Here is a 24,367-nt window from a genome sequence, read left to right on the forward strand (position 1 = left end):
TGTGTCGGTAGCTGGGTGCAGAATCGTGGTGGAAAGCTGAAGCGTTGTCAGTTTGGAGCTGAGTGATGGTGCAGGTGACGGAGCGCGACGAGGCACTTTTGGCGTGGTTGGACGTTGTTCGGCTAGCCGATATGGACGCCGTGCGGTGGGCGTTGGGCGCCCTGTCTGGTGCCGGGGAGCCGGTGTCGTTGCGGCGGGCGCAGCAGTGGGCCGCGCGGATGATCGGGACTGGATTGCTCGACCGGGGCCGGGTTGCGTATCGGGACGGGTCGATAGTGTGGGCCACGTATCTGGCGATTGGGAAGCCGGCGCCGAACCTGTTTCGGCAGACGACGCGGCACGAGGTAGCGGTCGCGACGGTTTCGGCGCGCTATCTGGCGCAGGGGTTCACGTGGCGGCGGGATCGCAAACCGAACAGCGTGCGCGAGCATCAGGCCGATGGGCTGGCCGAGCGGGACGGGGTTGTCGAGTTGGTGGAGGTGGAGTTGACGCCGAAGACGTGGCAGCGGTATCAGTCGATTTGTCAGAGCCACGCGTATCGCTTGGCGCATGAGGGGATTGATCGGATCGCGTATTTCTGCACGGCGGACGCTGATCGGGCGGTAACACGGGAGGCTGACAAGCACCTGGTCCGCACCGACCGACCCCGTTTCGTTTCCCAACACTCCCTCGACGCACGCGGGTACTGGACCGGCGCCGAGCTGGGCGCCGGCGCCTACGCGACAGCGCACGGACGAGCCGCCCTCGTGGCGGAGCTCGAGAGCAGCAGCGGGTGGGGCGAATCGACGCAGGCCCACGCATGAGCGACACGGCCGCTCCGGTTGAGACGGACGTCACCAGCGACACGATCGCGCGGCTGCTCGGCGCCGCGTTCGCGGTCGTCATGGTGTTGATTGCGTTGCCTCTGGTCGTGCCGGTCGTGGTGAGCCGGATTGCCGGCGACGTTATCGCGACGAAGACCCGGTTCTGGGTGGTGTGGCGGTGGCAGTGGACAGTCAACACCGGCGGCATCCTCCTCGTAGCCGCGCTCCTCACTTGGGAGGCAATCCTGCTGGCGGACTGGATCCGCTCCGGGGCCGCGACCGAATTCTTTGATGGCGCTGAGTGGTGGAGGCGGCTTTGGCCGATGTTTGGTCCGTGGGTGGTGGCGAATTTCTTTGCCGGGGTGCTGTTGCTGCCGGCGGCGTGGTCGTTGCGGCGGCGGAAGATCGCCGAGCAGGTGCGGTCCCGGCGGGTATCGAACGTGGTGCGGCAGGAGAAGATTGAGACCGCACGCAAGCGTGCCGCCGACAGCAGCGTGGCCCGCCGCATCGGCGTGCGCCTCGAGGCCGAGACAGGCCGCATCGTCGGCACCACCCGCCAAGCGGTCACCGTGCCGCTGGCCGTGGGAGATCAGCGGCAGGCGTTCGGGGTGACGAGCCGCGTGACGGTTCGGACCCTCGCTGACCGCTTCTATGACATGCGCCGGGTGCGCGACTGGGTCGATGCCACCGGAAAATACCTGGTACTGCCGCCGACGGCATCGTCGGTTCGGGCACTGATCATCGCTGAGTCCGGCAGCGGCAAAACCGTCCTCATCAACGGGCTCGTGCTGTGTGCATTGGAATACGGGTGGCCCGTGTTCGTTATAGACGCGAAAGGTGACCCGGCTGACGCCGAGAATCTGGTCGCTGTCGCCGAGACCTACGACCGCACCGCGACAACCGGCGGTACGTGGAACCTGTTCAACGGCACCGGCGACCAGGTCACGGCGAAGCTGATGCGGCTGATGCCTGTCCCTGACGGTGCAAACCAGCATTATCTCGATGAGATTCGTGGGGTGCTGCAAATGGTTCAAGGCGGGTCTCCGCTGCGCAGCATCGATGACCTGCGCGAGCGGCTAACCTACCCAGCCCGGTTCGTCGACAACACAGACGACCTGCCGCTGATCAACAAGCGCGTGGAGCGCGACGGGTCGACCGCGGGAGCACGAGCGTTGCAGAGCCTACTTGTGGCGCTGCGGCCGATGCAACGCTGGATCGGCCAGGACGGCTGGTCCTACGACGCGCCGAAAGCTGACGTGACGGTCATTCCGCTGTCGCCGGTCGACGATGCCCAGGCGCGGCTGGGTGATCTGCTCCTGCTGGACTTGCGGAACTTTCTCGCCACCCGGTTGGAGCGGCGCGACAAATCCCCGGTGGTCGTTATCGTTGACGAGTTCCCCCAGCTGGTGACCGGTGCGCAGGACCCGGGTGATACCGCGGGGAGCCTGTTTGAGACGGCGCGCAGCGCCGGCGTCGGCCTAGTCCTCGCGACGCAGAGCCCGGCGGGCCTATCTAACGATGAGGTCCGCCGTCGCCGTGCACTCACCAGTGGCGCGGCGCTGATCTTTGGCCGGTCCAAAGACCCGGAAGATGTGGTGAAGTATGCCGGGACGGTGATGCGGATGGAATCCGCCGGCCGCGCCACCGGCGAGGAGCTTGGCAGCGCCCGCGCCCAACACACCTACGTCATACCGCCGCAAGATGTACGGGAAGCGGCGGACGGAGCGTTCTGGATCGTGCAGGGCGGCGCGATCGCTCCGTTCCGAGCGCTGCCCAACCGGCAACTGCAGACACCAGTATCCGTTCCAGTCACGCCGGTGCCGGTGCCGGCTGATGTCGAGCGTGGTCCTGACGAGAGGGTTGTGCGGCTCGACGTCGTCGAGACGGATGAATCCGGGAGCGCCGCCTGACCGATGCGGGCGGCGCTCCCGCCAGGGTCAGAGTCGGTCGGCGTCGTCGATGGTGGCGACAAGTTGGGCGCCGTAGTGACGGATGAGCCGGTCGCATCCCGCATTGGACGCGGTCGAAGTCCTCCCGGGCACGGCGCCGCACGGTCGGCCGAGTTTCATGGCGGTCTCCGCGGTGTGGAGGTGCCCGGACTCGTACTCCGCTTCGACGATGACGGTCTTGGTTGTGAGCGCCGCAAGGAGTCGGTTGCCACGTTGGAACCGCCACGCCGAGGGCGTGCATCCCGGTGGGATCTCACTCACGACGACACCGCGCGTCGCGACCCCGTCGACCAGCTCCGCGTTTTCCGCAGGGAAGGTGTCGTCCATGCCCATGGGGAGAACAACCACGTTGCGGCCCGCGAATGCCCGACCGGTGGAGAGGACGGCAGCGTCGATGCCGCGAGCGGCGCCGGAGGCAATCGCCCAGCCGCGCTCGATTAAACCGGAGGCCAGGTCCACGCAGACGTGCTTGCCGTACGGAGTCGCGAACTGCGTGCCCGTCAGCGCCACGCTCGGCGCGCTCAGAAGCAAAGCGTCCCCGCGCACCCAGAGAGCAAACGGTCCTGTCTCTCCGAGATCGGCAACGGACGCCGGCCAGTTCGGGTGTGATGGCGTGAGCAACTCGTACCCGCCTGCGACGGTGAGGCGGATCGTGTCGACGACCCGGTCAACCGAGTATCGAGGCAAGACTGATGCGCGCAGCTGCGCGAGGGTCCCGTCTTGGCTGGCCGCAGTATCGCCGTTGAGGCTGAGGAGGGCGGTCAGGGCTGCGTCGGCCCCATACCGTGCGATGAGTGCACAAACGTGGGAGTCGCCGGGTTCGGCGATGGTGGCCCAGGCGGTGCGTGCGATGGTGTCGTGGCTGATGGGACTGCTCACGGTGGTGTCGGTGCTGATGGTGTCGATAACCGCAGCGATGGTCATGATGGTGGTTCCCTCTCCTGGACCGAATATTTTGTTTGCCTTCCGGCGAGAGAAATCGATAGCGAGCGGGAGAGCTGTAGTGCCCAGAATCTCAGGCGAAATAAGGGAGCGTGCGACCGCGTCTGAGAATCTGGGAACGCAAGCGCGAAGCGAGCTACGATGACCGGCCGGAAAGGTCAAACAAGCCCTTGAAAAACAGGCCGCGAACGCGGATCAAAATATGAGGTTCGCAGCGGCGCCAGCCGCTTCCACATAGGTCCTTGCGCGGTCCGGCGATCCGCGCGTGCCGGCACAGAGGTTGAACAACCAAGCGCACTGGGCGGTCGTTGTGGCCGAGATTTTTGAAGGTATTTTTTGTCTTCTGGGGGTGTGTCACCACCAATGTCAGAGGTGAGCATTACTCTCGACTTAGACGGCAACGACGCTGCACAGAAAGGGAATCGTGACGGTGCACACCCGGTCCGCTCGAACGGATACGACAGCATGGCTGGCAGGAATATGCCCGGTTGTTGCCATAATCCGCCGACGCCCGGCTAGCCCCATGACTGATTCCAATCGCTGTGTCGTCGTGGTGATTGACGAGCACCGTATGGGGTCCTAGAGAGGGAAATTTGCTTGTGTCCAGTCAGAATCAGGCAACAACACAGACCACGAACCAGCACACTGACCCACCCGTAAGTACCGCATTTCGCGGCGCTTCACGTGCCCAGGGCTACATCGAAGCGGATGCCCCCACCCCCGAACGTCCGGTCGCCCCGCTTCCGGAACGCCAAGCCGTCGACGAGAGTGTTGCACCGTCCACCGCGACGCCGCAGCGGCCGGCAGGAAACCCGTCGGAGCCGGCTCTGGCCGACCTGTTTGGCGGTTCCGATCACGACCTCGGACTGCTCTCCACCGCACCGCAGGCGCAGGGCGCGCAGCGCGGCCTGCGCGGCATGCTCTCCCGCCTCGGGTTCTCGATGACGCCGGGGCCGACAGAGCTGGCCGAGCGCGAACAGACCGAAGCGTTGCGCCGCGATGAGGAAACGATCCGGCAGGCAACATGGACTCGCGCGGTGAGCGTGTTGGTCGCCAACCAGAAGGGCGGCGTCGGGAAAACGCCGTCGGCGATCATCGCCGGCGGAGTCCTCGCCGCCGCGCGCGGAGGATCAGTCTGCATCCTCGAGGTATCCGACGACCCCGGCGCACTGTCGTTCCGCGCGGAAGGGAACCCGGCCCGCGGCATGGGCGAACTCGTCCGCGACGTCGACACCATCACTAGCGCCGGGCAACTCGCCGGCTACACAGCCCCGCAAACCTCCTTTGCGTCCGTGATCGGTACCGTCCGTCGCCGGCCGCGCCTCACCCATGAGGATGTGATGGCCGTCGCGGCGGTCGTCGACCAGTACTACGGCATCCGCATTATGGACAGCGGCAACCAGCCCTCCTCCTCAGCGTTCCAGGGCGCCGTCGATACCGCCGATGCGTTGGTGATTCCGGTGTTCAACGCCGGGGACGCGGTGTTGGAGGCGGTTGCGCTGCTCGATGTACTGCGGTCGGCCGGCGGCAAGGCGGCGAGCTTGGCCGACCACGCCACGATCCTGCGGCTGACCGACGGCCGACCGGAGAACCGGCAGGTCGTCGACCGCGTCGACCAGATCATCGCCGACGCTGGCGTCGAGCAGGTGTTCACCATCCCGTATGACCCGCACATTGCCGAGCGCGGGCAGATCACCCTCGATCACCTCGCTCCACAGACGCGGCGGGCGTTCGCCGCAGCGGCCGCGGGCGTCGTGCGCACCCTGCAAGCCACCGTCCGATAGCCGCGAAAGGCGAACCGTCATGCTCACAGAACCCCTGCAGACCCTCGTGGGCACCGTGGTGCGCACAATCGACAACCCGCTCGACGGCATCCTGCCGGACTTCACCATCTTCGGGGCGGAATTCACCCTGCTCTGGCAGAAGCTCCTCGCCGGGGTATGGGGGATCGGCATCATCCTGGCGATCGTGTTCCTAATCATCGGCATCATCAAAATGGCCAGCGCCTCCAGCGGTGGCAACCCCAACGAATACAAAACCGCCCGCAACCAAGCCATGTGGGCCGGGATCTCCCTCGGGGTGCTCGCCGCCCTCGCCGTGATCGTCGGCGCCATCCTCGCCGTCTTCGGATAGGAGCACTCGTGCACGCGACCGCACCACCCACCCGCCGCACCTGGCCCGTGATCGTCGGCGCCGCCATCCTCATCGGCGCACTCATCATCGCTGGCGCCGTCTACTTCGGCAGCCAAGCCGACACCGCCGCACCTACTGCCGAGCCGACAATGCCGATAGCGAGCAGCACGCCGTCGCCGAGCACTGCACCGGTCGAAACGGAGCCGACCGGATGCCTCGGCGGCGAAACACGAGACGCAGCCATGGTCCTCGCCGCCCAGAAAGCCGCGTCGCACACGAGCAGCGGGGCCGTCGAGTACGCCGCCGCCTTCGTACGGTGGCTACACCAGTACCCCTACCCGTCGTCAGACGATGCAGACTCTGTCGCGGCAAGCGCTCTCGCCACTGATGTTCCGACGAAGGATTTGCGAGAGTTTTTCGCGAACAATCCGAACGTCTCAGGCGGGCTCGTGCCGGACGCGACGGAATACTACCTGTCGACCATTCCTGGTGTGTGGCACATCGAATCGGCGTCGAACGACGAAGTCGTCGCCACGATCGGTACGGGGCTCGTCATACAAGGGGCCATGAGCCCAACGTTAAAAGGATCGATTACCGTGACCGCCCGGTGGGAAAACGGCGCGTGGAAATTTGCGAAGTCTGAAGGGACACGCACGACGGAGGACTTGTTTTCGATCGGTGAACCCTTCACGAGCGGGTGCTGACGATGCTAGGCATGGCGACCACGCCCGGCGATGACCCAGGATTTTTCGGAGATCTCGTGGGCGGCATAGGTAATGCCATCAACGGTGCCGCCGGAGTGGTGTCTTACTGGTCGGACCCGTGGGGAAACACATTCAAGATGCTCCGCGACACGGCGCAGGGGATGAGCCGTGACATCATGCCGGCGCTGACCAGTGCAACGCTGCCGGATTTGACGGCGGACTGGTTCATCAGCGCCTACAAGATTAGCTTTGCTACGGCGATCTTCGTCGCCGTACTGCTGCTGATCCCGCAAGCTGTACGAACGGCGCGCGGCGCCCAGGCCGGCCGCGATCTGGTCGAGTCCGTCGGACTGTACTTTGGAACGTTCCTTCTCGGGGCCATGTTCGGCCCAATGTTCGGGATCATGCTGATCAACTTCTTTCACTCCCTCACGGACGTCTTCGTCGCGGCCGGCCTGACCGGCACAGCGAATACCGTCACCGGGCAGTTCACCACCATGATTGAGCAGGCCGACCCAGTCGGCATCACCGGCGGAATCGTCATGGGCGTCATCCTGATGATCTGCATGATCCTCGCCCTCTTCCTGGTGCTGCTCATGTTGCTCGTTCAGCTGGTGACCCTCTACTTCACCGGCGTGTTGCTTCCGCTTGGGTTGGTGTGGATCATCGACAAAAACAAGCGCTCCTTCGGCTTGAAGATCGCCGCGTTGTGGATAGGGATTCTCGCAGCCCACCCGCTGCTGTTCTTGCTGCTGGGTTTAGCCTTTTCGATGACGGCGAACCAGATCAGCGCGTTCGGCAACAACTTCGGCCTGCAATCGATGGTGTCCCTGATGGTCGCGATCATCGGGCTGCTGATGGCCGCGCTCTCGCCATTGCTGCTGATGAAGTTCGCCCCGATCATTCCGATGGCCTTCGGCGGCACCACCGGTCCATCCGTGGACGTCGGGAAACACATCGGGGCGCAGAACATGACCGAAGCCACCGAACGCTACGGCCAACCCTCCAGCCAGGATCGGACCTCCTCGACGACGACGAAAGAGTCCACGGACTCCACGACCGAGCGCGTCTCAGAGTCCTCGACAGCTCCGGGGACGGCGCGCCGATCGGCGCCGGCCGGGCAGCGACGGCCACCGCGGGAGCGGCCGGGGCAAGTGCGGCCGCTGGCGGAGCGGCTACCGCGGCTGAGACCGGGCTCGCCGCCGCCGGGACGGCGGAATCAGCGACCGGCGCGGGCGCGGTCGTCGGCGTCCCGACGCTGATCGCGGCGGCGGGGATCGCGGCGGCGCACAAGAGCGTCGAGGCCGTCGGCAAAGGCATGGACATGGTCCAGACCGCCGGAGAGCAGGCGACGGAGTCGATGGATGACACCCCGACCCTGGGAGGAGATCACACATGATGACGGACCTGCGAAACCGCACGGTTATTCGCTATTTGGGTGGGGAGAGCGGGCACCGCTCCTTCTTCGGCGGCACGCACTCCCGCGCTCGGATCATCTTCCTGGCCTGCTCGCTCGTGTTCGGGATGGTGTTCACCCCACTGATCGGCTGGCCCGCACTCGCAGCGGCAGCAGTCAGTTGCGGGGTGACGTTCCTCGTCACAGCGAAAACACACCGCGGGTCAATCGTCGACCGGCGGCGTAAACGAGCCCGCTGGAAGAAACGCACCTGGGCGGGCACGACCAGGTTTGAGCCCTACGAAGTCGGCGCGTGGGACCAGCTCCAGCAAGCCCTCACCGACGCCCGTGCAGCGAAAGGCCCGGCAGCCCGGGAGGCGGCTGCGGAGGCGGGCCGGGCCGTGGTGGCGATGCGGGCGAACCCGGACGGGTCGGACAGACTCGGCTGGCTGCAATACGGCAGGGGCGAGCCCGGCATTGCCTGGCATGCCCCGGTCGGGGAGCAAAGCTACCTGTCGGTGGCCTTCACTGTCAGCGGTCAGCTGCGCGGGATTGAATCGGCCAGCGTCATGGCGCGCGCCGCCCATGGCTGGGGAGCGTTCCTCGCTGCCTGCGCCGTCCCCTCCGTCCTCGTTCAGGACGTGCAGATCACTACCCGGGTGCTGCCGGCCGATACTGCGTTGCAGGAATTCTGGGTGCTCAACAACCTCGACCCGGCGGCGCCGGTCGATGCGGTCGCCTCCTACGAGGAGGTGTTGCGGCTGACCGGGAACGACGCGATGGTGCAACGCCACTTCGTCACCGTCAACTGGCCCCTCACACCGTCATTTTTTGACGCCGCTGCCAAGTATGGCGACGGCCGAGACGGATGGCGGGCGTTGATGCGGCAGGAGATAGCCTCCACCAAACGTGGTTTGACGGAGTCGAAGATCGGCCGAGTGGAGGTGCTGACGGCGCGGCAGGTGGCGGCGGTGGTGCGTCATCAGCAAAACCCGTCCCGGCCGATCGACTTCGTCGCTGATGTGCACCCGAACCGGGTCGGCGAACCCGCGGAGGAAGAGTTCTCCGCGCACATCGTCGACAGCATCGACCCGCTCACCGGGCTGCCGGTGCGGTGGTGGCATCGCACCGCCGCGATCCGCGCCGAAGCGCTCGCGACCGCCGCTCGCACTCAGCTGTGGGTGTTGGATCTGCTCATCGGAAAGGACATCCAGTTCATCCGCTCGGTCAGCTTTCACCTTCACCTGGTGCCGGCGTCGGAGGCGAAAGTCGCCGCCCGGCAAGACCTGGTCCGCGACACCGCCGAAGCCCTCTCCCGCAGGGAGGCCGGGCAGCTCGACACGGACGACACCGACGTGCACATGACGGCCGCCCGCCGTCGCCGGCAAGACCTCGTGTCCGGGTCGCAGCACCACGGTGCTCTCTGGATCGGCTTCGTGACAATCTCCGTCCGCTCCCGGGAAGAGCTGGCGCGGGCGTCGCGGCAGCTCGAGGAGACCTGCTCCACCGGCCTCGGCATTGAAAGCCTGGACTGGCTCGACTCGTATCAGGCCGCGGCATCGGGCACGACGTGGCCGATTGGCCGCGGCCTGGTCGCGTCCGCGCCGTCGTTCTCCGCCCGCGTCTACAGCCGCCTGGCCGGCAAATCCGACAAGGAAGCCCTCACATGACCACACCCGACCCCCTCAGCTCGCGCTCAAGGTTGTGGGCACTGCCCGTGCTGCGCCGCTTCGCGCCGCCCGTCGAGGTGCCCGCCGACGAAGCCGGCGGGCTCGACGCAGCCGGTAGTCGGGCTGCAGTGGAGATTGTGCCGTGGGCGCTGCCGGGCACGCCGCTGCGCACGCAAGCTGCGGCGGCGCGCCGCGGCTTCTATGCGCCCGCCCTGGCCGGTGCGCCGACGACGACGCGGCAGGCCGAGATCCTGAACACCGCGCTAATCGGCCCGCCGACCGGCACCCGCGGTGTCGTCAACGGGCGGGACGTGTTGTCGCGGACGACGATCTCCCACGACCCCGTCACCGCCTACAACTCCGAGCCGCGGGAGGTGTCGAGTCCGAACGTGATCGTGATGGGCGACGTCGGCGCCGGGAAGAGCTCGCACACAAAGTGCAATTACGTTGTCCGCCCGCTTCTGCTGCAGGGGCGGCGTGGGGTGGTGTTTGACAAGAAGGATCAGAATGGGGAGGGCGAGTACTCCAACGTGGTGCGGCATTATGGCTTTGAACCGATCCGGTTCACCACCGACGGCACCGGCACCACCCTAAACTTGCTCGATCCGATGATCGCCCGCGGCACCGGAGTCAAAGGGCAGACACGACTGCTGAACATCGTCACCCGAATCGCTCGCGGCGATCAGCCCCTCAGCGAATGGGAAGAAGAAGCCCTCCGCGCGGCGCTGCGCCGCACCGTCGGCCAAACCCACGGGCGGGCGCCGGTGCTCGCCGACGTGCTGCCGAACCTCGGCCTCGTCGTCGACGATGACGACTACCGCACCCTGTCGGTCACCGCCCGCGACGACCTGCACAAGGCAGGCCTGTCCGTGAAGTGGACTTTGAACGGGCTGCTCGATGAATACGCCGGCCTCCTCGACGGAGAAACATCTGCAGCGGTGGACCTCAGTGGCAAGCTCACCTCGTTTGATATTTCGCAGCTGCCCGATGACGGCCCGGCGGTGCCGGTGGTGATGGCGATTGGAAACATGTGGATGCTGGGCCGGCTGCGCAGCGAACGAGACTCCGCGACCACCGTTGTTTATGAGGAGGGCTGGCACATGATCGGCGGGCCGTCAGCGCAGCTGATCAAAGCCAACCAAAAACTCTCCCGCGGCCTGGGCATCTCGAACGTGTTCGTCATGCACAAAGGCACCGACATCCCCAAGGACTCACCCGGCATGGCCATCATCCAGGAAGCCCAAACCGTCATCGTCTACCGGCAGTCCCGCCCCGAAGACGCCCTCTGGTGCCAGCAAACGTTCGGGTTCGCTCCGGAGACGGCACGAACCATCGAGACGCTGGCGGATGGGCATTACATTTTCAAGTTCGGGTCGCACCCGGAAGCGCACGTGGAGCACATCCGCTCCGAGTGGGAGCGGCAGCTGACCAACACCGACGAGGGCCTATCCGTCGGCACCATCTTCTAACATCATGGGCCTGGTCAAACTGCTCGCCGCCAGCCTCACCGGCCTGCTCCTGACCGTCGGCAGCACCGTCGCCCTCTCCTCCGGCACCGGCACCACCTGTGGCCTGGCCATGGTCAGCCGAGCGGACGCCGCCGAGCACCCGGCTGTCGCCGGGTATAGCGGCGACCAGCTCGCCAACGCCGCCGACATCATCAACGCCGGCGCCCAACTCGGACTCAGTGTGCAGGCTCAATCGCTCGGGGTGATGACGGCGATTGGGGAGTCGAGCCTGGTTAACCTCGACCACGGCGACACCGCCGGCCCCGACAGTCGTGGCCTGTTCCAACAACGGGCCACCTGGGGATCCCTCGCGGAGCGGATGGACCCCGCCACCGCGGCACGGCTGTTCTTCCAACGCCTAGTGGCGCTATCAGGGTGGGAGACAATGACGCCGTCGACGGCAGCATCCGCTGTGCAGATCAACGCCGACCCGAAACACTACGCACCGTTCTTCGCGCCGGCGACCGACGTCGTCACCGCGCTGACCGCCAGCGCCGGCGGGACGTGTGGTGTCGGTGGAAGGAATGCGGTCGGGCTGGCTCAGCAGCTCGTCACCGCCGCCGACAACGGGCAGCTGCGCGGCCTGGTCCCGGACCATCTGAAGGAGATCCGGTGGATCGCCACCGGGCAGACCGTCCCGGACTGCGGGATCGACACCCGCATCCTGCAGGTGATGGTCCTGGCCGTCAACCAGTTCCACCAGGTCGGCGTCAGCGACATCAACCGCAAATGCACCGGGCAACTCCTCGGCGCCGGCACCCAATCGTCACACTGGATCAACGGCGGAGACGGAGCCGTCGACTTCTACTCCCTCGGCGGACGCAGCCTCACCGGCGCCGACGGCCAGTCCCTACGCCTAATCGGACTGCTCGACCCGGTCATGCCCACCGGGGCGCGGATCGGGCAGGCAGACTGCCGGCGGGAGGCCGGCATCAGCCTGGCGCTGGTGCACTTCACCCAGTTCAACGACACCTGCAATCACCTGCACCTCGACGTCGCGTTCACCGACGATCCGATGACCGTTGGATAACCGCGCAGCCCCACCCACGTCAAGGGCGGTATCTGTTCGTTCAAGGAGCATGCTGGCCCGGGCGGGCGCTGACCAACGTGCGCACGAGGTGCCGACCGGTGGGACAACTGGGCTCGGCGTTCCCTCCGGTCGCTTATTTCCTCACCCACTGGCCCCACCAATCGGTCCCGCACTTATGGTCACTTCCTCCCGGGCACAGCGAACCTCCGCTACCGAACAGCACCACCCCCAAGGCGTGAGTGAAAGGAGCCCCGCGATGAACGAAACAGTCGGCGTCATCGTCTACACGAAACCGAACTGCCAGCCCTGCCGGATGACCAAACTCGCCCTCGACAAGCAGGGCATCAACTACACCGACGTCGACCTCACCGAAACACCCGCAGCCCTCACCTACGTGCAAGACGAACTCGGCTACAGCAGCGCTCCCATCGTCGTCATTGACGACCACAACCATTGGGCCGGCTTCCGCCCCGACCTCATCGCCAAAATCGGCCACTAGCCACCGGGCCGATCGATGAGGCCCCGGCAGCAGGGCCACCTGTCTGGCAGGGAAGCAGGAGCGGGGCGTGGAGCGGCCAGCGCGGTTAGCGCCGCTCGGCGCGGACGCTCGTAAACCGCGGCGTGCTCAACCCCGTGAATCGGTGGCCGCACTTCGGAGACCCTGCCTAACACGAGACGCAACCCCGGGGGCACCCAGGGGAGACCCTGCGGGTCCTGGACCGCTGCGCGGACGTCCTTTTCGTTCTTTTGTCTGTCTGGCCGGTCATCGTAGTTCGCTTCCGTGCCTACGTGCCCACCTGCTCGGGCGCGGTCGCACGCTCCCTTATTTCCCCCGACCAGCCGTGCACTTCGGCACTCCCGCTCTCTATCGATTCTCTTGCCAGCCAGGCAAAAAAAATCAGTTGAGCGGAGAGAATCATGCCCCAGTTCCCCGTCACCACCCGTCCCGAACGCACCAGCGACGACATAGCAGCAGACCGAAAAGCAGCCAACGCATTCTTTGCCCGATACACGACCACCGACAGCCCCAGAACTCAGCGCGACCGAGACGCCCTCCTCCGGTTCTACAGCTTCGACTGGAACCTCATTTGCTGCGTCATAGAAGCCAGCGAGTGGTCACGAATTCATGCCGACGACACCGCCGCGCACCGCGCCGCACGACGAGCTGAACGCGCCGCCCAAGCAGCCCTCAACGACATTCCCGCTCGCGCCGATTCCCGGCTCCGTCCCTACGTGCACGCCGCGACTATGAAGCGCCTGCCGGCCCCCGGTGTGACGCCCCGCCCGGTGAGTGAACGCCTCACAGCCCGAGGCCAAGCCGACCGCTTCTGGACGCAGTGCCTGAACCCGACTGCCAAGTTTCGTGCCGCCGTCCTCCACGACGCCGACCAGCCCTTCAGCCAGTGGTTGCTCCTGCGCCCCGGCTACGGGCCCCTGCAGGACGCGCCTGAAGGATACTCCGGGACGCTTCGACTGCCCAAGGCGCAACGATTCGTGCCCGGCTCGATCCGACCCGCCGGAATCAGCTACGACCGTGCACTGGAAATCGCCCTCGCCGCCCTCGACAACACCAGCCACTAACACCGGGTGAGACCGCCGCGAGGCGGCGGTCTCACCCGGTGAGGGGGAACCTCCCCCTCACTCACCCCCACCGCGCGACGTTATCCACAGACTGGCCTGATCGGCGGCGACCGCCAGCGTTGGCGAATTAGCGTCAAGGCCAACCGTCGCGAAAGGACCCTCATGCGTTTTCTAAAACTGGCCGTCACCACCTACGGACACGACCGCTCCCGTCCGGTCATTGGCGCCGACGATGTCTGGATCAACCTCGACCAGGTCGTCTCGATCGAAGAGCAACTCGACAGCAACGCCTTCGCAGACGCTGTGCGAGAAGGAATCGCGCCGGAAGAGCACTACCCGTGCGTGGAGCTGACCACCGCGAACGGGAGCACACACCTGGTGTCGCTCGGCGTGTACCCAGACCAGGCCAGCGGCTTCGCCGCCCTCACCCGATTCTTACCCCTGCTCCTCGGCGACAGCGACGACGACACCCAGCTCGCAGAGATCCTGGCGGATTCCTGACCTGCTCAATTGGGCTCACCCCGATGGACGCGTGAGCGCCGCGGGCATGTGGCTGTGACACTTTGTGCTCTTTGGTGTCCATCCGTAAGACGCTAGTTGGCGCATCGAGCTAAATTCGAGACGACACCGTTCCGTGTAGCTGCCGAGCCTGCGCCGTCCCCGTGCGCGCAGCTGCTGTCAAACCAGGTCGTGTAGGTCGGTGCGCCAGAAAAGTATTGGAATTGTGCTCTCGACGTTGTAGACGCGGTCCCGAGGGTCGTTGACGCGCACACCGAGATCGAACTTGTCTGCAAACTGTTGGGCCTCTGCTCTGAGCTGGTCGTTGTCTTCTTGGTAGGGCGACGTGATGGCTAAAATCGGTTTTTTTGCTCCAGAGCCACGGGGCTTGAACCGCTGAGTGTGGTCGAACAGGTGTGAGAAGCGGCCGATAAATTCGGCGTCGAGCTTGTCAGGTGAGATCAGCCCTTCGATCCCGTACGGTGAGCCGTACTGTCCATTCCAAATCAACCCCTGCTCATCTGCGATCCTGTTGACGTTGGAGTAGCTGCTGTCTCGCTCGTTGAAGCTTGGCACGGGAATCCTCCTTTGTTGCGGTCGGCGCCAGTGCCGGACTCGGTGTCCATCATTGCGCATTCGCGTTTCAAGATGGGTCCGCCTCCAAGGCGATGAGCCCAGCGTGCAGGAGCCCAGCCACGTTGAATGGGCAGGGACTCGCTTCTCGTATTCCTCGGGAAAGCCATGGTCGAGTCCCTACACGCTCGTCTGCATCACGAATCCATCTTCGTCTCGCGTCGACTCCACATATCAAGTGAGCCCGATACGTTCGAGTCATGGCAAAACGTAGGGGAAACCGAGTAATTCGGAATCATCCGGTACTTCTGGAGATCGAACATATGGCTGCGGCAATGGTGGCAGGCGGTAGGGAGCCTAGAAAACACCATCTTGTGCCGCGTTTCTATCTCGAGCGTTGGAGCGAAGGCGGCATGATCCGGAGTACGGACATCGACGCTAAGTACACCTTTACATCCCCACCCGAAAAAGCGGCGAAACGGACGGACTTCTACCGGGTGGAAGAGGGCACCTTCAAGTGGGGTACCGCGATTGATTTTGAAGTCTTTCTGAGCGTTCTTGAAGGCAAGGTCGCGGGAATTACGCGGCGTTTGCTCGACGACTCGCTCCAACCCTCCGAACTTGATGTTGAGTCTGAAGGTGAGCTCCTTTGGTACGCCGCGCTTCAGATGACCCGAGGAGTGAATTTCCGGCGCGGGTTGCAATGGAATCAATTGCAAACCCACGTCATCAAATACGAGTGGGGAGGTGACGCATCTCTAAGTCGACGGCTCGAGCGGAGTGGACTTGAAGCGACCGCAGAGCGAGTTGCGACGATGCGGTCGCAGCTAACGGACATGCAGCACGACCCCCAGAAACTACCGATGCTCACGGCGTTGAAGGTGAAGCACTCGGCGAGTATGGCGTCATCGTTGATCCCGTATCTAGCCACTCGAAAGCTGGTCGTCTACCGCACTCCTGCAAGGCTAGTGACGTGCGACGAGCCGGTGGTCGCCCTCGACACTTATCTCGGAGCAGATACAGGTAGCTTCGGAGCGGCCAACGCTCCGATAATCGTTCTGCCTTTAGCCCCGACAGCTGTTCTTGCAATGTTCCGGCATGATGTCCCAGTTCTTTTGGACGCATCTGAGGAGCTAACTGTTGCGGAGGTTCTTGACCTCAATCAAGCGATTCTCGGAAATGCGTTCCGGTACGCCTTCGAACGACCAAGCATGACCTTGACGAGCAAGTTGCACGTGCCTCCGCTGCCTCCGGCAGGCGAACGGCGAGTCGTTTCGAAGGGTGGTGACGGAAAGGAGCTGCATGAACTGATTGTTGGCCGACGCTGGCGAAATGAGCCGGGGGCACCCATTCGTCCTGTTCACCGCTGGTGGCGCTGATAGTTCTCATCCCAACAGGTCGCCCCAAGGCCCTCCGAGACGATGCCACCGAGCCGCCAACACCGGGTGCGGCCGCCGCCAGGTGGCGACCTCACGCGGTGAGGGGAACATCTCCCTCACACACCCCCATTGCGGAGGTTTCGCTGGAAGGCGGCTTCGACGCCCTATCCCGATTCGTACCCTTACTTCTTGGCGGCACGGTCGATGACACCGAGCTCCCAGAGATCCTGCGCGAGACACTGTCGGTCAGGGCGTTCCGACCGTAGACAACGTCAGGCCCTGGCGATGAAGCGCCGCAGTGGCCAGCTAACGACAGCGGCCCAGATCAGCCGGAAAGAGAACCTTGTCTTTTACGGGCACTCCGGCACCGGAAAAACGTTCTTCTTCGAAGCCCTCGGCCAGCAAGTCGTCGAGGCCGGCATGCGCGTGGCGTGGTTCCGCCTCGAGGACCTCGGTGCACTCATGCGCGCCCACCGCGCGGACGACAGCATCACCTGAGTCGTCCGCGCATCCTCCGCTCCGACCTCATCGTGATCGTGACATCGGGCTGCTCGCCGTCGGGACGGACGCGGCCGAGGGACCCTATCGCCTCATTGACGCAGCCGATGAAAACTGGACTATCGCCGTCTTGTCGAATCTGCATCCTGCCGGATTCGACGAGCTCATGCCCAAAACCCTCGCCAGAGCGACCGTCGACGTGCTCCTGCACCACGCTTACGTCTCAGGCGTCGGGCGAATCGATCCACCTCACGGAGGCCCTAGCCGGGCAAGGCGTGACACCTATGAGCTAACACTCGCTCCAAGAATGGCCAACGCGGCCGAACTCCTGGTGGGCAGATCTGTCGGCCATGAGCGGGCAGTTTTCATAGCCACCAGCGGGAATTTGCCGTGGCCGCCATTGGGCAGATCCTTATGGTCCTTAACACTCAGGTCCTAGGGTGCATCAGATGGGCACGTCGGCAGCCGCAGCCCAGCAGAAGATTTCAGCAATTCGACGACTGTCATTGAGGTCCAATTCCTAGAGCCCGGAATACAGATCTCGCGCCTGAGAATGTCTTCGGACTCGGTCCATTCCGGTCTCTTTTTCTGGTCTAGTAAAAGGGTGAACTGGAGTTGTTCGCCCACCACGTAGCCCACAAAATCAGTGCTCGAGCCTGACAGCTGAATGCGTTCGACCGGCGTCCAAGGCTGCTGGAGCACGAGAGTCAGGAGCAAACCCGTGAACGTTGCCCAAGCCCATCCAGCTCGCCTGGCCACAGCTTGTGCCCGCCGCTGAGCCTGATCCTGCTTCTTCGCGCTTCGCAACCAACGACTAAGAAGATGGCCAAGGATGGTGCCCAGCAAGACTCCGGCGAATACTAACACCGGAGCGACACTCATGATGAAAAGAGAGAGTGGGAGCCAGATTAAAGCCGTTCGAAACTTAACGGCAAGAGACGCGCCATCTGCATTTCCCGCCAAGACCCATGCTCGAGGTTGTTCCAAGCCCATAAACGCCGGAACGAATGCGACCGCAACGAGTAGCAGGGTGGAGGCGAGAATTGAAGTGCGATCAGCAACGCCCAAGACCGCGAGGCCAACGGGAACGCTAAACCCAGAAAAGAAGAACACACGCAAGACTGCAAGGGCGACTGCCGCGAGTGAGGCGATGAGCGCGAGGTGCTTGAGCGCTAAGGGGAGGAATCGCTCGGAACTCATAACGTGATTGTGTCACGAGAGAACGACAAGACGGATGGTCGGCTCCTCCCCTCTGGCCGAGTACGTTCGGCTCCCGGCGATGGCCCAACTCAATCCAAGGAGCTTTTGACCCGTTGGGTAGTGCAACCTGCGAAGTCCAAGGTGGGGGCAGAGCGACGGCGAGCTAATTGCCAATTTGAACGCTTACTCGCTCGACTAAAACCTGACTGACGCGCAACGCTTCGAATGCTTCTGGGTTGAACAGGGCCAAATTGATCCCGTTGTCACTGCTGACGGAACTGCGGTAGACGACTCCGTCGAATCCGCACGACTTGATGAACTCGCAAAGGTATTGAGTGGGAATGTACTCATAGGGCGCGCCCCGCGGGTGGACAGGACGGGTGAGCTCGTCGGCGAGTCGTTCTAGCAGGGGGAGGTCGGCGCGCAGCCGAATAATTTCGGACTCGTCTCCGACTAAAGGGGACGTTAGCTTTCGCGGATTCCTTAGATCGGCAAACTTCAGCTCCGGCAATTCAAACTCCGCAATGCACGCTTTTTCCCCCGTATGAGGACGTAGTTCAGCGACAGCCGTCGTTGGCGTAGAGCCGAGGTAAAGATACGGAATTCCGGCAGGATTTGCTCGTCCGTGGCCAGCAAGATGCCGAGGAGGTGCATTCATCTCGCTGAGCGGATATGGATCGTCACTGCTCATTAGTCGCGCCCGGTACCAGGTCGACTGATCGAATGATTTCGAACTTGCGATCAGCTGGCCGAGGAGCTCGGCTATTCGATCCATATCCATTGGGTCATCAAGGAACCAACGGTTGCGGTGCATCATCTCATCACGCAGGTCTTCCCAGCGACGGAGATTCCCACCCGCCGAGTATTGAATCGGGGCGAATGACTTTCTCACCAGCTCGCCATCGTCTAATACGTCAGCGAGTAATTCCTTTGCGCTGGCTGGCTTCAATCCTGAGCCGTCGAAGAAGTTCCACTCATCAGTTAGCAACTTGATGATTGACTCCCCGTCATCGACGATTTCGTAGGAGGCCATGAGCGCCTCGAACCACTGTGCGAGGCGTTCCGGAAGCACGCTTTCCGCATTTGGAGCGCCGCAATAGCCGCAGGTCGCCCGAACAGGATCGCACTGAGGGATGTATTCGTTACGAATCTGAATATCACCGAAACACGCGGCGCAGCACCGTCGCTCAGCCACGGGATTGAAAAGCAGCGAGGGTCTCTAGATGGTGCTTGATGGAGAGTTTTTTTTACGTATCCGAGACCAGGGAAATGGCCGCGCGCGTGCAGTTCGCGGAACTCTTGGACAGCCGAAGTATCTTCAATACACGACCCTGCGCTATCCAGCTGTGCAATCAGCTTGGAGAGGGCTTGGGAAAACTTGCCTGCCGGATCGACTGGTGTGTCGTTCGAGTCGGAAATAAAATGATAAACGAACATGGCATCGTCTTGGTCCGTGTCGATATACGTTAGGTGGATAGCAACTGCGTAAGCGGGTCCACCACCTTCCGCGTAATAGTCACCGACAGTCAGAAAGTCCCCGTAACCGTTTGCACCGAGCTCGCTATAGGTTATGTGAAGGTCCGAGAATCGGTCGACGAGGGAGTAATCAGCGTTCTTCTTGCGCTCGAAACCGTCCTCGATCAAGATGCGGTGGCCGCCTATAAAAGGTCGACGATAGAGAGTGTTGCGAGCATCCAAAAATACATGCGTCAGCTGAGTCGCCGTCAGTTGGGCCGCAAGACCTTTGCCATCTGTAAATCCCGCGTGGACAAGCATCAACGGTCGATCTTCGTAAGGCGAGATCGCTCTCATGGCGTCCTCAACCGTCATAAGGTTAGTGAGGAGCAAGGCCGGGAGAACAGCATCGTTATCTCCAAAACTTTCCTCTAAATAAGCAGCGAGCCCGTCCCCGTCGTGCCGGTGATCGCCCAAGCGGGGGTTGACAATGACTGCTGCTGATGCCCCCCGCGACACGAGCTCTCGCAACGCGCGGTCTAGGCTGCTTAGGACTTCGCGGACGGGCTCAATTATCGGGATAAAGCCTGCGTTAGAGATCACTTCGGCCGATTCACGTATTGCAAGAAGCTCAAACTGCTTCCCTCGAAAGAACGGATAGTACATGTTGCTCCTAACTCCAGGCAAGGGCGGTACGGAGCGGGAGCCACGCCGCTGCGGTCAAGTTCTGTCTTGCAGTGACGGATAGGTCGGTAGCCAATGCGGCCGCACGCAATGACAACGGCAGCTCTTTCAGGTATGGTTCCAACTCGGCTCGTGACCTCGAAGTCCGTAGGACTCGAACCGTCGCATCGTGAACTGTCCTTGAGCCGAGGCTCGCGAAAATTTCCCGAAGTACGTGCCACCGCTGTGTATTTGGCACGTTAGGAAAATCGATCCCTGCATCACTTGCTACGTCGATGGCTTCTTGTACGCGAAGCGTGTCGAGAATCGAGAGTGGATCGACCCTTTCTGGCTGATCAATCGCTTGACGCTCGACCTGAAGTCGGAATCTTGAGGACAATACTAGAACGCCCACGTCATTGGGAGTAATGCTTAGGGCCGCGCAGGCCTGCATGGGACTGGTGACCACGTAAACGCTAGCGAAGACTGCTCTGTAGTCGGCGATCTGCCCCGCCAGTCGGCTAAAAGAGTCTCGCTCTGACTTGATTTCATATGCCGTCGACGTCCCGTTCAGGATAACCAGATCGGCTTTAGACTTTCTCGCACGCAATTCATTTACGATCGTGGCAGTCCGCAGGTTGTGGCGGCCGAGAGCGATCCTTTGAGTCACAGCGACTCTATAGACGTAATCGTCTCGATTACCGATTCTGCGCAATGACGAGAACGCCAGATCAAATGCATCCGCCAATGTCGCATCTGCTGGAAGGGAATCAGGAATTCCTGACTGCTGAAGCAAACGGGCTAACAGTGGTGACTGTCCGGTCTCACCCAGCTCCCGCACGACTCCTCGTGAGAACACCCGGGTCAGTGCCGCTGTTTCGACCGTCGGGGAGGTCCTCATGGGTTCTCCTAAGATGGCCGCCTATTACTTGTAAAGACTACCTTAGAAACTCTAAAGGGCAGGCTACCCCACGAATGCGGCGGAAAGGCTATGCGCGGCGATGCACGCGTGTGAGGAAGGCGATCCCGACATGGTTGGATGGCCGCGCCCATGGCCAATCGCCACGAGGGTGGTTGAGCACGCGTCTCACAACCCGTGGGCTGCGAAACACATTGACGAGACAGATCAACCATGCACGATTGTGGAGAGCGCAGCAGAACGCATTTCGGCCAGTGACCGGGATCTGGGCATCATTGTCCGTGGGCGACGGATGAGTCAACGTGTGTCGAAACGTGTGTTTTTACCGGCGTTACCATTCTTGTGGGCAAGGACGGTTGCGAGATATGAAGAGGCGTCAACGGGGAAGCGGAAAGCGTCGAAGCAAGCACCGAACTGTCAATTTGGCGTGTACCCCAGCTAGGCGTCAGGCGTCTTTATCAAATATTGTCAGGGTAGGGTCATATTTTGATTGGTGGACACCCCTCGCGGCGGGGTCTTAGACTTCAATCTGACGGAACAGGGGAGAAAGTCGCATGGCGGGTCAACGAGTTGGATATGTGCGGGTGAGTACTCTCGATCAGAACACTGTCCGTCAGCTTGCTGGCGTCGACGTCGATCGGGTGTTTGAGGATAAGGCGTCGGGGAAGGATCAGAACCGGCCCGAGCTGGAGGAGATGATCAAGTTCGTTCGAGATGGCGATACTGTTCTCGTGCATTCCATGGATCGCCTGGCCCGCAACCTAGATGATCTACGCCTAATTGTGCGCCGGCTCACCGCGAAGAAGGTCCGGGTCGAGTTCGTGAAAGAGCAGCTCTCCTTCACGGGCGACGACAACGCGATGGCGAACCTGCTCCTGAACGTCATGGGTGCGTTTGCTGAGTTTGAGCGGTCTTTGATTCGTGAACGTCAACGTGAGGGCATTGCCTTGGCCAAGAAGCGTGGCGTCTACCGTGGCCGTACCCCGTCACTGGACACGGCCCGCGCGGCCGAACTGCGGGGGAAGGCTGCCGCTGGCGTGCCGAAGTCTGTGCTTGCTCGAGAGTTTGGGATCAGCCGAGAAACTGTCTACGTCTACCTCCGCGCCGGGGACTGAGCTGGCTATAGACGATTCAGTGTGTTGAGAGGTGGATGCCTGCTGTGTCGATCAGTTCGGTCCAACGCGTTCGAGGGTCGGTGTCTTCCCGGATCGTGGAGGCCGGGGCGTAGGCGTCTGCCTCGGATAGGGCGGTCAGGTTGAGCCCGGTGAGGTCGATGATGGGTACTTGATAGGTGCGGTACGGTCCAATCGGCGGAGGAGTGCCGTACATGAGGGCGTGAGCGCAGACCGTGTCGAGGTCGATGTCAGTCCACTAGGACCGCTTGACGCGCGTAATCGTCCCTTCAGAGACGATCGGCAACCTCGCCGCGAGGCGTGCCGAGCGTGAGCATGGAGGTGATCACGACGTCAGCGTTGGCCCGTCCGCCGGATCACGGATCTGAAGGTGCAGGCCCGCTTCGTGCAGGAAAACCTCATCTTCACGGGAGACGACACGGCGATGGCCACGTTCATGCTGTCCGTGATAGGGGCGTTCGCCGAATTCGAACGAGCGCTCATCCGGGCACGGTAACGAGAAGGTATCTCCCTCGCCAAAGGCCGGCGTACATACAGGGAGAGGAAAGACGTTGAATGCCGACAGGATGGCCGAACTCATCCGGCGCGCCGCCGCTGGCAACGCGAAAGCAGTACTTGCCCGCGACTTCGGCATCAGCCGCCCAACCGGCTACAAATACCTTCCACCAAGGTCCACGTAGACCACAGAGGCGATCGCGTTGTTGTGCAGTCGCGAACTGTGACATTTGTGCAGACGAGTATGCACAATGATATGAGGTGCGGAGCAAGGACTTCAGCAGTTGCACTTATAAGTGCAACGTCTTAGAGTGGTCTAATTCGGCGTTCCACACGCGAGAACTGTTTGGAGAGTGGACACATGACGGCCACCGTCCTATCCAACGGCACCGTTGTTATCGACGAGGAGTTGCGCGCGCAAGCGGCTGCTCTTGTCAACGAAGCACACGATAACGCCTTCAGTGGCGTTACTGTGACCGTCGAAGATGGCCGCGAGATTCGGTTGAGTCCGGGCCTCGGGATCTTCGTCGCCCGTGTGCTCGAGCGGGTAGCCCACGGTGCAGTTTCCGTGATGACGCTCCCCGATGAACTCACCACTACGACGGCCGCCGAGTTGCTCGGGGTGTCACGTCCGACACTGATGAAGCTTGTCAACTCCGACACGATTCCTTCGAAGAAGGTTGGCTCGCACACGCGCCTCGTCACCACTGACGTGCTCGCCTTCCGCAGTGCACGTGACGAGAAAAGAAACGCCGCGTTCGCTTCGCTGCGGGGTTTGGACGACGAAATCGACGAACTGTTCACTCACCACAAATAGTTGGTGCGGCTGAACCGATACCCTGAGACTCATGCTTCAGAGAGTCTTCGTCGACGCCAACGTCTTGCTTAGTCGGACGACGCGCGACTGGCTCTTCCTGCTGCGCAACGAGACGCAGCAGATGTTCCAGCTCCACTCAACGATTGATGTCGTCACTGAAACGGTTCGAGCCCGTCGGCGTCTGCAGCCCGAACTCGACGGAAATATAACCCGTCGTCTGCACGACGATCTCATCGAGAACCTCGATGAGATCGTTGCTGACTTCGACGGTTCCGTCGAGTTCCACGGCTCTGACCCGGATGACCGGCACGTCCATGCCGCCGCTATCGCAGGCGGCTCCAACATCCTGGTTACCAGTAATGGCGGCGATTTCGGCGATCCCGATCTTCTCCCTTACGAGATCTACACGCCCGACGAGTTTTTCCTCCTCGTTGACGACGGAGCTCAGGACTGCGTCCGCCGAGTCACGATGGCACAGCTGAAGTACTGGAACGCCAAACGTGCCCGCGGGCACAGCGTCAAACCATTGCCCGGCGCGCTCATCGATGCGGGCTGCCCGATCTTCGCTGCCCGAGTGAGCGGGCATGTGAGATTCCTCGCAGGACCTCCGCCTCGCTGAGTTCTCCCGCCGAATCCACGTTGATACGCTGTCCGTTGAGACGGCTTACCGAGTCAAACCTGATCGGCAGAATCTCACCGTTGAAAATTCTTGCATGCCCGCCCTGTTTCGTACCTTGGAAATCATTAGCTTTTTCGAGACGTCCGAGACCACCGTCAGAACAGTGTGTATCCGCCGCCGCCGTCGACGATGATGACCGTGTCAGACATGAAGCTTGCTGCGTCAGAAGCGAGAAACACAACCTCAGGGCTGACCTCGTCCGGCGTGGTGGACCGCTTCTGGGGTGCGTCTTCGATCCAGAAACGCCGGAACCGAGGCTGGTGAGTATTTGATGCGGTGAGAGCCACCCGATCGTGCGGTTCAGAGCCACCGTTCGTGCCGAAGAGAGCCAGCGGTGGTGCG

General features: G+C 62.6%; 25 protein-coding genes and 1 pseudogene. 18 read left to right on the forward strand and 8 right to left on the reverse strand.

What is annotated here, in order from left to right; genetic code table 11:
* Positions 1-65: 65 nt before the first annotated feature.
* A complete protein-coding gene (locus CXY73_RS12460) occupies positions 66-803 on the forward strand; it encodes a hypothetical protein (protein ID WP_104177882.1) in 738 nt (245 codons plus the stop codon).
* Positions 800-2,713, forward strand: coding sequence for a hypothetical protein (locus CXY73_RS12465; protein ID WP_104177883.1), 1,914 nt, complete (start codon positions 800-802; stop codon positions 2,711-2,713). Before CXY73_RS12460 ends, CXY73_RS12465 begins: the two co-directional genes overlap by 4 nt.
* A gap of 27 nt (positions 2,714-2,740) precedes the next feature.
* Here the strand turns inward: CXY73_RS12465 and CXY73_RS12470 are convergent, their stop codons facing one another.
* On the reverse strand, positions 2,741-3,676 hold the full coding sequence (locus CXY73_RS12470) for a DNA-processing protein DprA (protein WP_104177884.1): 936 nt from the start codon (positions 3,674-3,676) through the stop codon (positions 2,741-2,743).
* 617 nt (positions 3,677-4,293) lie between these two features.
* Here CXY73_RS12470 and CXY73_RS12475 point away from each other — a divergent pair.
* The 10 genes from CXY73_RS12475 to CXY73_RS12520 all read left to right on the forward strand — a co-directional run bounded on the left by CXY73_RS12475 (position 4,294) and on the right by CXY73_RS12520 (position 14,217).
* Positions 4,294-5,478, forward strand: a complete 1,185-nt coding sequence (locus CXY73_RS12475) for a ParA family protein (protein ID WP_104177885.1) — start codon at positions 4,294-4,296, stop codon at positions 5,476-5,478.
* A gap of 19 nt (positions 5,479-5,497) precedes the next feature.
* Positions 5,498-5,827: a pilin gene (locus CXY73_RS12480; protein ID WP_233198305.1), complete on the forward strand. Its 330-nt coding sequence runs from the start codon at positions 5,498-5,500 to the stop codon at positions 5,825-5,827.
* A gap of 8 nt (positions 5,828-5,835) precedes the next feature.
* Positions 5,836-6,531: a hypothetical protein gene (locus CXY73_RS12485; protein ID WP_104177886.1), complete on the forward strand. Its 696-nt coding sequence runs from the start codon at positions 5,836-5,838 to the stop codon at positions 6,529-6,531.
* A gap of 11 nt (positions 6,532-6,542) precedes the next feature.
* Positions 6,543-7,793, forward strand: a complete 1,251-nt coding sequence (locus CXY73_RS12490) for a hypothetical protein (protein ID WP_104177887.1) — start codon at positions 6,543-6,545, stop codon at positions 7,791-7,793.
* Between the two features lie 133 nt (positions 7,794-7,926).
* On the forward strand, positions 7,927-9,597 hold the full coding sequence (locus CXY73_RS12495; protein ID WP_104177888.1) for a hypothetical protein: 1,671 nt from the start codon (positions 7,927-7,929) through the stop codon (positions 9,595-9,597).
* Positions 9,594-11,066 carry an ATP/GTP-binding protein gene (locus CXY73_RS12500; protein ID WP_104177889.1) on the forward strand — a complete coding sequence of 491 codons (1,473 nt, stop codon included), beginning with the start codon at positions 9,594-9,596 and terminating at the stop codon, positions 11,064-11,066. The genes CXY73_RS12495 and CXY73_RS12500 overlap by 4 nt, the downstream gene beginning before the upstream one ends.
* A gap of 4 nt (positions 11,067-11,070) precedes the next feature.
* Positions 11,071-12,135, forward strand: coding sequence for a hypothetical protein (locus CXY73_RS12505; RefSeq protein WP_233198306.1), 1,065 nt, complete (start codon positions 11,071-11,073; stop codon positions 12,133-12,135).
* Positions 12,136-12,391: 256 nt separating this feature from the next.
* Positions 12,392-12,634 (forward strand): glutaredoxin family protein, encoded by a 243-nt coding sequence (locus tag CXY73_RS12510; RefSeq protein WP_104177890.1) that lies wholly within the window; start codon positions 12,392-12,394, stop codon positions 12,632-12,634.
* Positions 12,635-13,053: 419 nt separating this feature from the next.
* A complete protein-coding gene (locus tag CXY73_RS12515; protein ID WP_104177891.1) occupies positions 13,054-13,716 on the forward strand; it encodes a hypothetical protein in 663 nt (220 codons plus the stop codon).
* A 162-nt stretch (positions 13,717-13,878) separates the two neighbouring features.
* Positions 13,879-14,217, forward strand: a complete 339-nt coding sequence (locus CXY73_RS12520; RefSeq protein WP_104177892.1) for a hypothetical protein — start codon at positions 13,879-13,881, stop codon at positions 14,215-14,217.
* A gap of 177 nt (positions 14,218-14,394) precedes the next feature.
* Here the strand turns inward: CXY73_RS12520 and CXY73_RS12525 are convergent, their stop codons facing one another.
* Complete coding sequence (locus CXY73_RS12525; protein ID WP_104177893.1) at positions 14,395-14,790, reverse strand: hypothetical protein; 396 nt, start codon at positions 14,788-14,790, stop codon at positions 14,395-14,397.
* A 320-nt stretch (positions 14,791-15,110) separates the two neighbouring features.
* Here CXY73_RS12525 and CXY73_RS12530 point away from each other — a divergent pair, with 320 nt between their 5' ends.
* Together CXY73_RS12530 and CXY73_RS23325 are read left to right on the forward strand one after the other, a co-directional pair.
* Positions 15,111-16,166: a DUF4238 domain-containing protein gene (locus tag CXY73_RS12530; RefSeq protein ID WP_158254116.1), complete on the forward strand. Its 1,056-nt coding sequence runs from the start codon at positions 15,111-15,113 to the stop codon at positions 16,164-16,166.
* Positions 16,167-16,451: 285 nt separating this feature from the next.
* Positions 16,452-16,664: an ATP-binding protein gene (locus tag CXY73_RS23325; protein ID WP_304529283.1), complete on the forward strand. Its 213-nt coding sequence runs from the start codon at positions 16,452-16,454 to the stop codon at positions 16,662-16,664.
* A 435-nt stretch (positions 16,665-17,099) separates the two neighbouring features.
* On the opposite strand, the gene CXY73_RS12540 is transcribed toward CXY73_RS23325, so the two are convergent.
* The 4 genes from CXY73_RS12540 to CXY73_RS12555 form a co-directional block, all read right to left on the reverse strand.
* Positions 17,100-17,864 carry a hypothetical protein gene (locus tag CXY73_RS12540; RefSeq protein ID WP_104177895.1) on the reverse strand — a complete coding sequence of 255 codons (765 nt, stop codon included), beginning with the start codon at positions 17,862-17,864 and terminating at the stop codon, positions 17,100-17,102.
* 163 nt (positions 17,865-18,027) lie between these two features.
* Positions 18,028-18,897 (reverse strand): RES family NAD+ phosphorylase, encoded by an 870-nt coding sequence (locus tag CXY73_RS12545; protein ID WP_104177907.1) that lies wholly within the window; start codon positions 18,895-18,897, stop codon positions 18,028-18,030.
* Positions 18,846-19,985, reverse strand: a complete 1,140-nt coding sequence (locus tag CXY73_RS12550; RefSeq protein ID WP_233198307.1) for a sce7725 family protein — start codon at positions 19,983-19,985, stop codon at positions 18,846-18,848. Before CXY73_RS12550 ends, CXY73_RS12545 begins: the two co-directional genes overlap by 52 nt.
* Positions 19,986-19,992: 7 nt before the next feature.
* The gene (locus CXY73_RS12555; protein WP_146071748.1) at positions 19,993-20,883 is read right to left on the reverse strand and encodes a sce7726 family protein; all 891 of its coding nucleotides are present in this window, start codon (positions 20,881-20,883) and stop codon (positions 19,993-19,995) included.
* 572 nt (positions 20,884-21,455) lie between these two features.
* Here CXY73_RS12555 and CXY73_RS12560 point away from each other — a divergent pair.
* Positions 21,456-22,016, forward strand: a complete 561-nt coding sequence (locus CXY73_RS12560; protein WP_104177897.1) for a recombinase family protein — start codon at positions 21,456-21,458, stop codon at positions 22,014-22,016.
* Positions 22,017-22,032: 16 nt separating this feature from the next.
* Here the strand turns inward: CXY73_RS12560 and CXY73_RS12565 are convergent, their stop codons facing one another.
* Positions 22,033-22,230 carry a hypothetical protein gene (locus tag CXY73_RS12565; RefSeq protein ID WP_104177898.1) on the reverse strand — a complete coding sequence of 66 codons (198 nt, stop codon included), beginning with the start codon at positions 22,228-22,230 and terminating at the stop codon, positions 22,033-22,035.
* A 180-nt stretch (positions 22,231-22,410) separates the two neighbouring features.
* Between CXY73_RS12565 and CXY73_RS23330 the strand changes: the two are divergent.
* The 3 genes and pseudogenes from CXY73_RS23330 to CXY73_RS23585 all read left to right on the forward strand — a co-directional run.
* A pseudogene (locus CXY73_RS23330) lies at positions 22,411-22,714 on the forward strand (recombinase family protein); the annotation flags it as partial.
* A 176-nt stretch (positions 22,715-22,890) separates the two neighbouring features.
* On the forward strand, positions 22,891-23,346 hold the full coding sequence (locus CXY73_RS12575) for a helix-turn-helix domain-containing protein (RefSeq protein WP_104177899.1): 456 nt from the start codon (positions 22,891-22,893) through the stop codon (positions 23,344-23,346).
* Positions 23,347-23,377: 31 nt separating this feature from the next.
* Positions 23,378-23,965 (forward strand): PIN domain-containing protein, encoded by a 588-nt coding sequence (locus tag CXY73_RS23585; RefSeq protein ID WP_104177900.1) that lies wholly within the window; start codon positions 23,378-23,380, stop codon positions 23,963-23,965.
* Between the two features lie 155 nt (positions 23,966-24,120).
* Here CXY73_RS23585 and CXY73_RS12585 read toward each other — a convergent pair.
* Positions 24,121-24,367 (reverse strand): SDR family oxidoreductase (locus CXY73_RS12585; RefSeq protein WP_146071749.1); only part of this gene is annotated, 247 nt, incomplete at its 5' end.

Origin of the sequence: Cryobacterium sp. Y50 (assembly GCF_002929805.1) — a bacterium.
Taxonomy (GTDB): domain Bacteria; phylum Actinomycetota; class Actinomycetes; order Actinomycetales; family Microbacteriaceae; genus Cryobacterium.